The organism is Curtobacterium sp. MCJR17_055 (assembly GCF_003224335.1).
GTDB lineage: Bacteria > Actinomycetota > Actinomycetes > Actinomycetales > Microbacteriaceae > Curtobacterium.
Genome location: NZ_QKLF01000002.1, coordinates 401233 through 414725 on the forward strand (window position 1 = coordinate 401233; position 13493 = coordinate 414725).

Below are 13493 nucleotides of genomic sequence, written 5' to 3' on the forward strand. Positions count from 1 at the left end.
CGAGCGTCCTCGCTGGTGCGTCCGACGGACGGAGTGAGGGGGCGCCTCGCAGCGCCCTCCTCACTGCGTCCCGGCTACTCGTCGCGCAGCGCCCCGGATCGGACGGAGTCGGGAACTGAGGGGGCTGCCGTTGCGGCTGGGTGGCCACCGGCGGTGGCGTCCTGTCGCGCCTTCTCGAGTTCGTCGGCTTCTGCACCGCCGATGGCTTCGCCACGAGCGACCATGCCGGCCGTGTCGGAGAGCTTGATCTGCGGCAGGAACAGGGCGAGCAGGAACGCCACGGCGATGAAGGGCAGCAGGTACCAGAACACCGGCGCGAGGGAGTCGGCGTACGCGTTGACGATGCCGTCCTGTACCGCCTCCGGCAGCTTCGCCACGGTCGCCGGGTCGATGCTGCCCGCCGAGGACGCGGCATCGGTCGCGGAACCGCCGGCGCCGCGGAACACGTCGGTCAGCGACGTGGTCAACCGTGCGGTGAACAGTGCACCGAACACGGCCGTGCCGAGTGATGCACCGACCTCGCGGAAGTAGTTGTTCGTCGAGGTGGCGGTCCCGACCTGCGATGCGGGCACCGCGTTCTGCGCGACGAGGACCACGACCTGCATGATCAGGCCGAGGCCCGCGCCGAAGACGAACAGGTACACGCAGATCAGCCAGATCGGAGTGTCCGCGGCGAGCTGCGTGAGGCAGAGCATCGCGGCCGCGACGAGGATCGTGCCGACGATCGGGAACGCGCGGTAGCGACCGGTCTTCGAGATCAGGTTGCCGGACGCGATGGAGGTCCCGATGAGGCCGACCATCATCGGCAGCATCAGCAGACCCGAGACCGCGGCCGAGGTGCCGGACGCCATCTGCAGGAACGTCGGGACGAAGCCGATGGCGGCGAACATGCCGATACCGAGCACGAGACCGATGCCGGTCGCGAGCAGGAAGGTGCGGTTGCGGAAGAAGGACATCGGGAGCACCGGGTCCTCGACGCGGGTCTCGACGAGCACGAGCAACGAAGCGGCGACGACGAGGCCCGCGAACCAGGCCCACGTCTCGAGCGCATCCCAGCCGTGGTCCTTGTTTCCGCCGAACTCGGAGAAGAACACCAGGCACGTCGTGGCTGCGGACATCAGGAGCACGCCGAGGACGTCGATCCTCTTCTCGGCCTTCTTGGTCGGCAGGGTCAGCGCGAACCAAGCGATGCAGAACGCGGCGATCCCGACCGGGATGTTGATGTAGAACGCCCAGTTCCAGGTGAGGTGGTCGACGAAGAAGCCACCGAGGAGCGGGCCACCGATGGCGGAGAGGCCGAAGATCGCACCGAGCGGGCCGAGGTACTTGCCGCGCTGGGAGGCGGGGACGATGTCCGCGATGATCGCCTGCGACAAGATCATCAGGCCACCACCACCGAGGCCCTGCACCGCACGCCACACGATCAGCTGTGTGAAGTCGCCGGCGAAGGCACACCCGGCAGAGGCGATCGTGAACAGGGCGATCGCGATGAGGAACAGGTTCCGGCGTCCGAGGACGTCACCGAACTTGCCGTAGATCGGCATCACGATCGTCGACGCGAGCAGGTACCCCGTTGTCAGCCACGCCTGGTGCGCGACACCACCGAGCTCGCCGACGATGGTCGGCATCGCGGTCGAGACGATGGTCTGGTCGAGGCTGGAGAGCAGCATCCCCGCGATGAGTGCGGAGAAGATGGTCCAGATGCGGCGCTGGGTGAGCAGGAGCGGTCCGTCTGACCGTCCTGCTCGTGTCGCGCTCTTGGTCGAGCTCATGGGGTGTGCTCCAGTTCGTTTGTCGAGTGGGCCGCTCCGAGCGGCGTGCTGGTCGGGACGGTTGCGCCGTCCGAGGTCGCCATCGCCGTGACGAGGCGGAAGTTGGTCCAGAGGGTGTCTTCGAACGGTGGTCCGTCCTCGTCGGCGAAGAACCGCCAGGCGGTCGCCTTGAGGAGCGCGCCGACGATCTCGGCGACCAGGCGTCCGCGGTCGTCGGTCGGTTCGGTCCATCCAAACCGGGAGCGCAGGGCGTCCCCGACGAGCTCCATCTGCCGGTCGGTCGCGGACACGAACCGGGCCACGAGGGACGGCTCGCGATCCAGCACGTCCCGCATGAGGGATTCTTCGCCGCGGTCGAGGCCGACGACGTGCAGGTGCTCGATGGCCAGGGCGACTGCCGCATCGATGGGGGCGAGATCTGGATCGACGGCCGTTCCGGCAGCGAACGCGGTCAGCAGGCCGTCTTCGACGCCGAGTTCGATGCCGAGTACGACGTCCTCCTTGGAGGCGAAGTGGTTGAAGAAGGTGCGACGGGACACGCCGACTTCTTCGCAGAGCTGCTCGATGGTGAAGCCGTTCAGCCCATCGGAGATCGTTCGACGACGGGCTGTGGCGATCATGCGACGGCGAAGCAGTCGGGTCCGCTCAGATGTCTTCACGCTCTGCAGTTTTGCACTTCCAAGACGAAAGTGCAAGTCCTTTGCGCGGCCCGTTGACGGGGAGTTTCCGAACCTGCGGCGGGTGTCACGAACACGAGAACGCTCCGTGGTGCCGTCTGTCGTCCGGCACCACGGAGCGTTGTCGTTCCGCGGATGGGTCAGGCCGTGTGGAGCCTGCGGAAGGTCTCCTCGAGTGTCACGGTCGGGTGACCGATCAGCGTGGAGAGGACCGGGGAGGGGCCGTCGAGGGCGCCGTCGGCGACGGCTACGTCGAGGCCGACGAGGAACCCGATGGTGCCCTCGTCGAGACCGGCGGACACCAGAACCTGCTGGTGCTCCTGCGACGAGACGTCGGCGTACGCGACGTCACGTCCGAGGACGCGGCCTGCGGTCGCGGCGAACTCCGCGCCGTCCCAGGCGGTGTCACCGGCGAGCTCGAGCGTCTCGCCACGGTGGGCACCCGTCGCAGCGACGACGGCGGCCGCTTCGGCGTAGTCGGAGCGAGCCGCCGAAGCGATCCGTCCGGTACCGCTGCTGGCGAGCCACTGGCCGGTCGCGGCGATCTGGGCGAAGGCCTGCTCGTAGTTCTCGTTGTACCAGTTGTTCCGGAGCACGGTCGCCGTGACGGGCGAGGCCGCGAGGAGGTCCTCGGTGGCCTTGTGCTCAGGAGCGACGAACAGCGTCGACGTATCGGCGCGGGGAGCGCTGGTGTAGACGATGTGCTGTACGCCGGCCTGCTCCGCAGCACGGATGGCGTTGGTGTGCTGCGGCACACGCTGACCGACCTCGCTGCCGGAGACGAGCACCAGGGTCTCGACGCCGTCGAACGCGGACGCGAGGGCCGCCGGATCGGCGTAGTCGGCAACGGCGGTGCGGACACCGGAGTCAGCGAACAGCGCGGAGAGGCGCTCGGCGTTCCGGCCGATGGCGACGACGTCGTCGGCTGTCACGCCACGAGCGAGGAGGTGTCCGACGATCAGGCGACCGAGGTTGCCGGTCGCGCCGGTGACGGCGATCGTCACTTGATGACCCCGAGGCCGTCGGTCCAGCTGATCTGCTCGGAGACGGCGAGGCCCATCTGGAGGTAGCCGATGCCCTCGAGCTCGTGGGCGCGGGCGAGGGGGCCGGCGTCGAAGGCGTCGAGACCACCGGCGGTGATCGCGTCGCGGAGAGCGGCCTTCGCGTCGGCGTCGTCGCCGGCGATGAGCACGGCGGTCTTCTTGCCGCCGACGCTCTTCGTGGCCAGCGCGCCGGCGAAGTTGGTGTTGAACGCCTTGACGACGTGCGACTCGGGCAGGCGGGCGGCGAGGTCCGCGGCACCGCTGCCGGCGTCGAAGACGACCGGCTGGAAGGTGGCGAAGTCGACGGTGTTGGTGATGTCGACGACGGTCTTGCCGGCGAGGACGCTCTTGTACTTGTCGGCGATCTCGGGGAGGGCGGCGTACGGGACGGCGAGGACGACGATGTCGCCGGCGAAGGAGGTGGGCTCGTCGGAGTGCTTGATCGACTCGACGGTAGCGCCGCCGTCGGAGAAGACGGAGGCGATCGCGGTGCCCATGTTGCCGGTACCGAGGATGCTGATGCTGGTCATGATGTGTGCTCCTGTTTCAGAGGTGGTGCGGTTGGAGAGGGTGTGGTCAGAGGGCGGCGAAACCGAGGATCGCGCTGACGATCGAGAGGATCGCCAGGACGATCGGAGCCGCCGGGGACTCCTTGCGGCGCAGGTGGACGACCACGGCGCCGAGCATGAGGACAGCGAGGAGGATCGCGGCGATCGGGGTGAGGACCGGCGCGACGTCGAGCAGCAGCGGCAGGATCAAGCCGATCGCACCGAGGACCTCCGCGAGGCCGATGAGCTTGACGTGACTGCTGGCGAAGTCGGCCGCCCAGCCCATGCCGCTGCTGGCCAGGGCCTCCGCGGGACGGGCCAGCTTCATCAGGCCGGCTCCGAGGAACGCGAGCGCCAGGAGGCCGTTGATGATCCAGAGTGCGATGAGCATGATCTTCCTTGTGCTTGAACGTTGAAGTAACGAGGCCGACAGTACACAGCGTTTTGTTGAACGGTCAAGTTTTTTCTGCGACGATGTGCGCATGGACGAACCGCGCTGGCTCAACAAGACCGAGGCGGCAGCCTGGATGGATCTCCTCGCGATCATCGAGCTGCTGCCCTCGGCGCTCGACGCGCAGCTCAAGCGTGACTTCGCGATGACCCGCTTCGAGTACAACGTCCTCGCGATGCTCAGCGAGTCTCCCGACGACAGCGCTCCGATGAGCAGCCTGGCCTTCCTCACGAACGGATCACTCTCCCGTCTGTCACACGCGGTGACGAAGCTCGAGAAGCGTGGGTGGGTGCGTCGCGTGCCGTCCGAGACGGACAAGCGCTCGCTCGTGGCCACCCTGACCGTGGACGGACGAGCACTCATCGAGCGAGCGGCTCCGCATCACGTCGAGGAGGCTCGACGCGCGTTCTTCGATGCGATCCCGCCCGAGCGGGTCGGCGATCTCGCCGAGATCCTGCGGCCGATCGCCGCGAACCTCCTGACGCCGGACGCCGACTGCGGTCCGGCGGCGCGCGCCGCCGCTGCGCCGGTCGCTCACGACTGATCGACGACTCCACAGGCCGCCCACTCCACAGACCCCCGACCGCCCGGACTGGCACTCGCCAGCCCGTTGCTCCGTCGCGCCCGCTCGTCCGATGCGGCCGCGCCTCCCAGAACGGAAACTCCCATGAGCACGATCGACACGACAACCCGCCGCCCGAGCCGCCTCCGCGGGGTCCTCGTCGCGACTGTCCTCGCCGCCGTCATCGGCAGCATCGCCAACGCGATCATCGCCGTCAGCGCCCTCGCGGCCGGTGCTGACCCTGCAGTGCAAGGCCTGACGCCGCCGGCCTACATCACCTTCACCGTCGTCGGGGTCCTGATCGGCGCGATCGGGTGGGCGCTCATCAGCCGCACGCGTTCGGCTGGGCGCGCGCTCGCGATCCTCGTCCCGGTCGTCCTGGTGCTCTCCCTCATCCCCGACGTGCTCCTCGCCGTCAGTGGTGGCTCCGCTGCGATCACCGCGGGAGTGGCGCTGGGCATCATGCACCTCGTGACGACGGCGGTTGCGGTGCCGATCTACCGCACGTTCCTCCCGATCGCACGCTGACTCCTCTTCCCGCCCGCCAGCTGACGACACCTTCGTCGCCCAGCTGGCGGGCGTCTGCATCCAGGCCCGCTCCTGCCGCGACGAGCAGTCAGGAATGGTCTGCACACGGTTGTTGACAGTTCAACAAGATGGCGTACAGTGATGCTCATTACTTGATCGTTCAAGTAACTCTCGGTTCCGGCAGCAGCTCGCGCGGCCAGGACCCACGCCGACGTCGAACTCTGCAGGAGCAGCAATGAACCCCCTCGACACTTCTTCGGGCCCGCGTTCCGCCCCGAACGCGGCCGCGCCTGGCACGCCGGACCGTGAGGTCGCGGAGTTCGGTGCCGTGCACCTCGAGGTCACCGACCTCGGCCGTTCCACCGCGTTCTGGACCGATGTCATCGGCCTCGTCCTGCGGTCCGAGTCCCAGGACGAGGTCGAGCTCGGCACGAAGGCACAGACCCTCGTCACCCTGCACCCGGGCGCCCAGACCGGGTTCCTGCAGGGCCACAGCGGGCTCTACCACCTCGCCGTGCACCCGCCGACAGAAGCCGACTTCGCCCGGATCTTGCTCCGCCTCATCCGCGTCGGCTGGCAGATCTCACCGACCGACCACATCATGTCGAAGGCGATCTACCTCCTCGACCCGGACGGCATCACGGTCGAGATCACCCTCGAGACCCCGGAACGTCTCCGCGGGTTCCACTTCGACGACAACGGCCCGTACGTGCTGCGCCAGGACGGCAGCCGTTCCAACGGTCGTGAGCCGCTCGACGTCCGCGCCGTCCTCGCCGCACTGCCCGACGACGACACAACCCTCCCCGTACCGGAGGGCACCAAGATCGGCCACGTCCACCTGTACGTCGGGGACCTCGAAGCCGCCTACGGTTTCTACCGCACGTTCGGGTTCAACCAGGCCGTGTGGGCACCCCGCTTCCACATGGGCGACCTCGGTGGCGGCGGCGCGTTCAACCACCGCATCGCGGTGAACACCTGGCAAGGCATCGGCGCACCGCAATCCCCCGCAGGGACCGCACGCATGCGCGCCTTCACCCTCCGCCTCGACACGCACGAGCGCCTCGACCATGTCCTTGGCACCGTCGATGGACCCATCGAGGAATCCGACGCCGGCTTCCTCGTCCGAGACCCCAGCCTGAACACGCTGCTGCTCTCCGCCAACTGATTTCCCGCTCGCTTACGAGCAGCACCCCTCCCCACCCACATCCGTGGGCAAACACTCTCACCGTGAGGACAAGACCATGAGCACCACCGACGACAACAAGACCATCGCGCGCACGTTCTACGACGCCTACAACGGCAGCGACCTGCAAGGCGCGTTTGACACCTACATCTCCCAGGACCTCATCAACCACACCAACGGCGGTGCGATGAACCGCGACATGTGGATGGGGTCGGACCTCGCCGCGAAGACCGCCATCCCCGAGCAGACCATGACGATCCTCGGCCAGGCCGCAGACGGCGACACGGTCTACACCCACTGGGTCCTCGAGGGCACCTTCAGCACCGGCGAACTGTTCGGCATGCCCGCCAACGGCAACATGACCCGCCTCGAGGCAGTCGCCGTCGACGTCATCCGCGACGGTCAGATCGTCGAGCACAACGCCATCGGCGACATCTCCGGCTTCATGGGCGCTCTCGCCGGCAACTAGCCCCACGACCGCCGCACAGGAGCGCGCCACCATGCAGGTCGATCCCACCAAATTCGAGATCGGGGCGGATTCCTTCGGGGATCCAGCAACGGACGCCGGCCACGTACTGAGCGACCCAGAGCAGGTGCGCCTCCTCGTGCGGGAAGCGCAGCTGGCCGAGTCTGTCGGCATCGACGTGTTCAGCATCGGGGAGCACTACCGCCCCGGGAACGTCGACACGGCCACCCCCGTGCTGCTCGCGGCCGCAGCTCAGGCCACTTCCACGATCAGGCTCGGTACCGCGGTGACCGTGCTGTCCACGAACGACCCGGTACGGCTGTACCAAGCGTTCGCCACCGTCGATGCGGTGTCGAACGGCCGTGCGCGCGTCATCCTCGGCAGGGCCTCCTCGGTGGAGTCCTTCTCGTTGTTCGGGTTCAACATGGCGGACTACGACGCACTGTTCGAGGAGAACCTGAACCTGTTCGTCCGTCTCATGCGCGAAGAACGAGTCACCTGGTCGGGTCAACACCGCAGCCCGCTGCAGGGCGTGCGCCTGCAGCCGCGCATGCCCGAAGGGGGTATCCCCGCCTGGATCGGCATCGGTGGCAGCCCCGAGTCAGTCGTCCGGGCGGCGCGCTACGGGCTCCCGCTCATGATCTCCGTCGTCGCCGGACCGCCGGAACGCTTCGCCGCGCACGCGGACCTGTATCTGCGAAGCCTCGACCAACTCGGCCGGCCCGAGCTGCCCATCGCGCACCACGGGAACGGCCTCATCGCAGAAACCGACGAGGAGGCGCAGGACGCGTACTGGCCGCACTGGGAAGCGCTGATGACCCAAGCCAGCACTGAGCGCGGCTTCCCGGCCCCCTCCCGAGCCCTCTACGCGAAAGAGGTCACGACGGGAGCGCTGTTCGTGGGTTCGGTCGAGACTCTGGCTCGGCGGATCGATTCCGTCGCCCGGTCGAACCACCTCTCCCGCTTCGACCTGAAGTACGACCTTCCCGGCATCCCGCGCGAGGCGCGCGAGCGGAGCATCCGACTCCTCGGCGAGCAGGTTGCACCGCGGGTGCGTGAGCTGCTCACTGAACGTCCGGACGACTGGCACGTGCTCGGCCGCCCGCCGGCCACGATCGCCATAATCCAGCAGCGTTCTCGACTGGCGCCGTGAACTCCCCGTCATCGCTCATTTTCCACTGTTCCTCGATGAACAGGTCATGTGGCTCTGGGTAGGTACTGAAATAGGACCGGCGGCCAAATCGGCCGCCGATCCAATCTCCAGGTGCGAGACGCACCCGAACCCAGTTTGCCGTCGTATCGATGGCAGTCCAGCCAAGGCGTGCGGCACCGGTACTGTCAATTCATCAGCGTCGTATTCACGCTTGGCACCTCGTTAATCACCTCAGCCCAGTTTGCCCTGTCTGAGACAGTTCGACGTCTGAGACAGTTCCACTCGACGCAACTGGTCGACTCCTGCAGGGACGACCTGCGTCGTGGTGTCGCGGACGTAACTCATAGCAGCGAAGGCAGTAAGCGAGGACCGCCACGAATCTCATTTTTTCTTATTGGCACCCTTGCGTCGCTTGGCGGAAGCCATCAGCACGATAGGCATGATTATTACTAGTGGAAGCCACGACCCTGGCTTCTCAGGCGAAAAAATCAAATTGAACACACCTAGGACGAGTGCTACCACTGACGATACGAAACCAATTCGTTCGAAAATGATTCTACTTTTGGCGGACATGCCCTGCTCCTATCTACCGTGACGTCAGGAGTAATCGCCACGGATAGCTCGGTAGGTAGCAACACCAATACCCACAGCGCCGCCAATCCCTACACCCACCTCTGCCGCTGTGCCAAATCCAGCTGCGCAGCCCGCAACCGCGCCAGCGACCGTCCCTGCTACGGGAACTGCGCTTCCACCGACGGCGCCGGTAACTCCTCCCGCGACGCACCCAATCGTCCCACCAACTACTCCACCGCCAGCCGCATATGTTCCTGCGGTCGTGATGTACTGCTCGGCAGCAGTAAAGAAGTCTCGGCCTGTGGGATCGGAATTGTTAATTGGGTCATCCCCAGCGTACGCGTATCGGTTCGCATTGCCGGGATCAAGGGGGGCATCCAGGGTGTCGCGCTCGATCCACATACCAGTGACGGCGGATTGCCAACGATAACCGAACTTCGTAATTCCGTTAACGGAGTTGCTTGAGCGAATACCTGATTTGAACCCGTAAGGGCTTTGCTGCCACTGGATACTGGTATCACCATAGGAGACGGTCTCACCGCCGTACGGCGAATACGAGACGGTATAGGCCGTCGAACCCTTGTCGGTGATGGCGGCGGCGGGGTTGCCGATGCCGTCAATGACCCACATGCTCGTGGCCCCGTCGGTCGTCCGAAGAGCCAGCGGACTTCCACTCGAGGGATCGCTCAGCACGGATGCAGTGCCGACGCCGGCGATGGCACGGGCGGTGATCACGGGGACACCGTTGCTGTCGGACGTTCCATACGTGTACTGGTACGCCTTGCCGCCGTCGGTTGCTTGGGAGAGCATCTTGTTCATGTCGGCGCCAGCGTACGTGTAGCTGGTCTTGACGCCATCCTTCGTAGAAGACGTCATCTGCTGGGCACTGTTGTAGGTGAAGGACTCCCCCGGCGCAGCGATCAGGTTGCCGGTGCCGTCGTACTGGTACCCGGCGGTGGTGATCTGCCCAAGCGCGTTGAAGCTGAGCTGTGTGTCCGAGATGACGCGCTTAGTGTCCGTGTCGACTGCCTTCGCTTCGGTTCGGTCACCCGCCTTGTCGTAGGTGAACGTCCAGGTCGTGTTCTGGGCGCCGCCGGTCTGCTTGACCTTCTGCAGTCGTGTGGAGCTCTTCCCGTCGCTGGTCTTGTAGTCGTACTCGGTGATCTGACCGGTCATGTCCTTGGACCACTGCAGCTGGTCGCGGTCATTGCCCTTGTCGGGATCACAGCTGCCGCCGGCGGTTGTGCCGGCGATGTAGCAGTACTTCGTGTCGACAACGGAGGACGGGCTGCTGCTGTCGCGGGATCCGAGCACGCGGGTGACCTTGCCGGAGCCGTCGTACTCGAGCTTCTGGTGCGCCTTCCACACCGTCGGGTCGTCGCCGCCGTTGGGGGTGGCGTTGAGCCAGGTGTCGGTACGGCGGCCGTGGTCGTCGATCTTGTACAGCTGCTTCGCCGTGCCAGCGCCGGATGGGTAGGTGGTGGCGGTGAGGGCGTTCGAGGAGTCGTAGTCGTGGGTGACGGTGCCCTGACTGTCGGTGACCTTGACGGTGTTGCCGGCGAGGTCGTACCCGTAGCTGACTTGTCCGCCACCGGCGGTGTTGAGGGTGCTGGTGAAGCGGTTCTGCTGGTCGTACGTGTTGGTGACTGTGCCGGTGGCGGAGACCTGGCTGGTGTTGTTGCCGTTGCCGTCGTAGGTGTTCGTCACGGTCGTGGTGCCGTCGCTGAACGCGGTGCTCAGCAGTCGGTCGTTGTTGTCGTACGTGAACGAGGTGGTGTTCCCGCGGCCGTCGGTCTCGGTCGCGAGCCGACCGAGGGAGTCGTAGGTGTAGTCCTTCGCTCCGATGCTGGTTTCGGCAGGCGCGGTGACGTTCCGCAGCTGCTTGTTGCTGTTGTAGAAGTACTGCGTCTTGTTGCTGATGGCTTCGACCTGGCCCGGAGCGAGGGCAGTCTTGACGGTGCCGTCGTCGTTGCGCTCGAGCTTTGCGGTCGCTGCGTTGTCGCCTTCGCCGGTGCTGGACGAGGTCATGTTTCCGGCCGGGTCGTAGCCCATCTTGACGCTGTTGCCAGCGCTGTCGGTGGAGCTGTCTGCGAGGTATGGCGATGAGGAGGCGCCACCGTATGTGGCGGAGGACGCTGATCCGGAGGATGACTGCACCTTCGTCAGCGACTGCGACGCATTCGCTCCGTACTCCCCTGTCGTCGTCGACGCGGCGCTCCCGGTGCCGACGGTCGATGAGGTGACACCGTTGTTCTGCGGGTTGTACTCGCGGGACTGCTGGCGGCCCATCGCGTCCGTGGCGTTCTTCACCAGGTGCGTGTCTGCGTTGAGCTCGTAGGTGGTGTGCTTGGCGTCCGCGATTGCAGCGTTCTGGTCCGAGCGCGGTCCCGCGACGAGCGTCGAGGTGGTGCTGGCGTAGCTGATCCGCGTTATGGCCGTTCCGGGGGAACCGGCGGTGGTGTTGCGCTGGGCGATCTTGGTGACTCGCTGCTGGCTGTCGTACGTGAACTCAGTGACGCCGCCCTCGGGAGCAGTGATCGAGGTCAAGTCGTTGCCGTTGTAGCCGAACGTGGTGGTCTTGCCCGTCGCGTCCGTGTAGGAAGTGAGGTTCCCGTTGGTGTCCTTGCCGTACCGGATCGAGCGCGCGGCGTTCGTGCCGGCCGCCTGAGTGATCGTCGTGGTCCGGTTCTGGAACGCCACTGACGCCTTCCGGGCGGCAGCTGGGCCAGCGGTGGAGGTGATCGAGTCCAAACGAAGTCCCGTACGGGCGAGCTTCACCTGCTGCGGCTCTTTGTTGTCATCGGTGACGGTCAGTGGGTACCCGTTCGGGTTGAACGCGACTTTCGTGTTCGAGCCCCACATCGTCATCGTGTAACCGGATGCGTAACGCACCAGGTCGCCCTTGAATCCGGCCGGGGTGACGTAGTTGACGTTGTCCGTCGTCGCGAACGGCCACGTCGCACCGGAGGCGTCCGTATAGACAACGCCGGTGCCGTTAGTTGAGAGCGTGCCGACGCCAGCGAAAGCGCCCTCCCACCGGTTCGCTTCATAGGAGACCGTGTCATCGACTCGCCAGCCACGGGAGTTGTACGCCATGCCGATCGGCACAGAGGAGGTTGTCCCGGGCAAAGTGAGGCCGACGTTCTGCACGTTCAGGTTGCCGGTGGCGACGTCCACTCGGGCGCTGGTCTGGTCGGTGATGTTGAACGGCAACGTCGTCGCGGACGGACGACTTCCCGTGATTCCCGTCGTTCCGGGGCCTGTTGGCAGGGCGTTGTACCAGCCCTGCAGATCGACGAGGTAGTTCACGGCCCCTGGCCCTGAGTTCCACAGTTGAATCTTGCCATCCGTTCCTAGCGGCACGATGACGGTGTTCGACCGAGTCGTGTTCGCGGGGAACGTCACCGAGTACAGCGGGTTGGGGCGGGTCACGCCGTTCGCCCAGAGGGTCGCGGTGCCAGCACTAGAGGTGCCGTTGATCGCGGTCAGCGTCACGGCAACCGCGGAGACACCGGCACCCATCTGCGGCACGCCCTGCTGACCTGCGACCTGGACTGCGCGGGTCCCGCCGGAGGGCACGGCAGTGCCGGTGCGGGTGTCGTAGAGGGTCCCAGACGCAGGCGTGAAAACGCCGCCCTGATTGGTCTGGGTGAAGTAGCCCTGGATCTCGACGACGAGATCGATGATGCCCCACTGGTTGTAGACGGTGATCTTCCCGTCACCGCTCAGCGCGACATGTGCCGACATCGCCGACGTTGTCGCGGCCGGGTAGTTCATGCCGACGCTGCCCTCGGTTCCGCCCGCGGCGTAGGGCTTGATGAGGCCAGCGTTGCCATCGCGGGAGAGGACGAGGAAGTTCGCAACGATCCCTGACGCGTTCGCGGGGACATCGACGCCAGCCTCATCACCAGTGATCTGAATGTCGACGCTCTTACCCGCACCGATCTTCTGCTGCGGCAGCCCCGTGCCGTTCGTCGTGTTCGCTGCTTCCTTGCCAGTTCCGACCACGAATCCGCCCGGCGCGACGCCACCGTCGGTGGAGGTGTAGTAGCCCTGCACGTTCAGCACCAGGTCGACGGATGTCGTTGCGGTGAACGTCACCTTGCCGTCGTCACCGATCGGCACGGTCACCATGTTGGACATGGTGTCGAGGCCGCCGCCGCCGTAAACCATGACCATCGCCGATGGGGTGTCACGGTCCGGCTTGGCGCGCAGGATGCCCTGCCCACCCGGGTGCACGACCGTCGCGCTCAGGACCACCGCGGACGCGTCGTTGGGAACACCCGCCGTACCGCCAACTTGGATCTTCCGCTCCGTGTTCGCCGGCATCGGGGTGGAAAACCCACCGGTCCCGTCACGTGTATCCAGCACACGCCCGTACGACCACACGTACTGACCGCCATCACCCGTCACGGCAGCTTGCGCAGGCGCTGGCTGCGCGATGACCGACAGCATCGAGGCGAGCAACGCAACCAGTGCGATTCCGACAGTGACAATCCAGCTCTGACGCGAAACGCGCACGGCGAGACCAACCCCT

At 66.0% G+C, this 13493-nt stretch carries 12 protein-coding genes; 5 read left to right on the forward strand and 7 right to left on the reverse strand.

Features of this window, described 5'->3' with window-relative positions; translation table 11 throughout:
- Positions 1–74: 74 nt before the first annotated feature.
- The 5 genes from DEJ16_RS05960 to DEJ16_RS05980 form a co-directional block, all read right to left on the reverse strand.
- Positions 75–1772: an MDR family MFS transporter gene (locus tag DEJ16_RS05960; protein ID WP_110826185.1), complete on the reverse strand. Its 1698-nt coding sequence runs from the start codon at positions 1770–1772 to the stop codon at positions 75–77.
- The gene (locus tag DEJ16_RS05965) at positions 1769–2392 is read right to left on the reverse strand and encodes a TetR/AcrR family transcriptional regulator (RefSeq protein ID WP_110826186.1); all 624 of its coding nucleotides are present in this window, start codon (positions 2390–2392) and stop codon (positions 1769–1771) included. The genes DEJ16_RS05960 and DEJ16_RS05965 overlap by 4 nt, the downstream gene beginning before the upstream one ends.
- A 197-nt stretch (positions 2393–2589) precedes the next feature.
- Positions 2590–3453, reverse strand: coding sequence for an SDR family oxidoreductase (locus DEJ16_RS05970; protein WP_110826187.1), 864 nt, complete (start codon positions 3451–3453; stop codon positions 2590–2592).
- Positions 3450–4022 (reverse strand): NADPH-dependent F420 reductase, encoded by a 573-nt coding sequence (locus tag DEJ16_RS05975; protein WP_110826188.1) that lies wholly within the window; start codon positions 4020–4022, stop codon positions 3450–3452. The genes DEJ16_RS05970 and DEJ16_RS05975 overlap by 4 nt, the downstream gene beginning before the upstream one ends.
- A 46-nt stretch (positions 4023–4068) precedes the next feature.
- Positions 4069–4431 (reverse strand): DoxX family protein, encoded by a 363-nt coding sequence (locus DEJ16_RS05980; protein ID WP_110826189.1) that lies wholly within the window; start codon positions 4429–4431, stop codon positions 4069–4071.
- A gap of 91 nt (positions 4432–4522) precedes the next feature.
- Between DEJ16_RS05980 and DEJ16_RS05985 the strand changes: the two genes are divergently transcribed.
- From DEJ16_RS05985 to DEJ16_RS06005, 5 genes are all read left to right on the forward strand, one after another.
- Complete coding sequence (locus DEJ16_RS05985) at positions 4523–5035, forward strand: MarR family winged helix-turn-helix transcriptional regulator (protein ID WP_110826190.1); 513 nt, start codon at positions 4523–4525, stop codon at positions 5033–5035.
- A gap of 123 nt (positions 5036–5158) precedes the next feature.
- On the forward strand, positions 5159–5581 hold the full coding sequence (locus DEJ16_RS05990; protein WP_220032662.1) for a DUF6069 family protein: 423 nt from the start codon (positions 5159–5161) through the stop codon (positions 5579–5581).
- A 235-nt stretch (positions 5582–5816) separates the two neighbouring features.
- The gene (locus DEJ16_RS05995; protein ID WP_110826191.1) at positions 5817–6746 is read left to right on the forward strand and encodes a VOC family protein; all 930 of its coding nucleotides are present in this window, start codon (positions 5817–5819) and stop codon (positions 6744–6746) included.
- 76 nt (positions 6747–6822) lie between these two features.
- Positions 6823–7233, forward strand: coding sequence for an ester cyclase (locus DEJ16_RS06000; RefSeq protein WP_110826192.1), 411 nt, complete (start codon positions 6823–6825; stop codon positions 7231–7233).
- Positions 7234–7264: 31 nt separating this feature from the next.
- Entirely contained in the window at positions 7265–8383 is a 1119-nt protein-coding gene (locus tag DEJ16_RS06005; RefSeq protein WP_110826193.1) for an LLM class flavin-dependent oxidoreductase, read from the forward strand.
- On the opposite strand, the gene DEJ16_RS16115 is transcribed toward DEJ16_RS06005, so the two are convergent.
- Together DEJ16_RS16115 and DEJ16_RS06010 are read right to left on the reverse strand one after the other, a co-directional pair.
- Positions 8295–8507: a DUF6338 family protein gene (locus tag DEJ16_RS16115; RefSeq protein ID WP_220032663.1), complete on the reverse strand. Its 213-nt coding sequence runs from the start codon at positions 8505–8507 to the stop codon at positions 8295–8297. The genes DEJ16_RS06005 and DEJ16_RS16115 overlap by 89 nt on opposite strands.
- A 473-nt stretch (positions 8508–8980) precedes the next feature.
- Positions 8981–13477, reverse strand: a complete 4497-nt coding sequence (locus tag DEJ16_RS06010) for an RHS repeat-associated core domain-containing protein (RefSeq protein WP_110826194.1) — start codon at positions 13475–13477, stop codon at positions 8981–8983.
- Between the last annotated feature and the right edge of the window lie 16 nt (positions 13478–13493).

Excerpts from the sequence above, each read along its gene's own strand:
- DEJ16_RS05960 (WP_110826185.1), bottom strand. The coding sequence starts at position 1,772 with ATGAGCTCGACCAAGAGCGCGACACGAGCAGGACGGTCAGACGGACCG.
- DEJ16_RS05965 (WP_110826186.1), bottom strand. The coding sequence starts at position 2,392 with ATGATCGCCACAGCCCGTCGTCGAACGATCTCCGATGGGCTGAACGGC.
- DEJ16_RS05975 (WP_110826188.1), bottom strand. The coding sequence starts at position 4,022 with ATGACCAGCATCAGCATCCTCGGTACCGGCAACATGGGCACCGCGATC.
- DEJ16_RS05980 (WP_110826189.1), bottom strand. The coding sequence starts at position 4,431 with ATGCTCATCGCACTCTGGATCATCAACGGCCTCCTGGCGCTCGCGTTC.
- DEJ16_RS05985 (WP_110826190.1), top strand. The coding sequence starts at position 4,523 with ATGGACGAACCGCGCTGGCTCAACAAGACCGAGGCGGCAGCCTGGATG.
- DEJ16_RS05990 (WP_220032662.1), top strand. The coding sequence starts at position 5,159 with ATGAGCACGATCGACACGACAACCCGCCGCCCGAGCCGCCTCCGCGGG.
- DEJ16_RS05995 (WP_110826191.1), top strand. The coding sequence starts at position 5,817 with ATGAACCCCCTCGACACTTCTTCGGGCCCGCGTTCCGCCCCGAACGCG.
- DEJ16_RS06000 (WP_110826192.1), top strand. The coding sequence starts at position 6,823 with ATGAGCACCACCGACGACAACAAGACCATCGCGCGCACGTTCTACGAC.
- DEJ16_RS06005 (WP_110826193.1), top strand. The coding sequence starts at position 7,265 with ATGCAGGTCGATCCCACCAAATTCGAGATCGGGGCGGATTCCTTCGGG.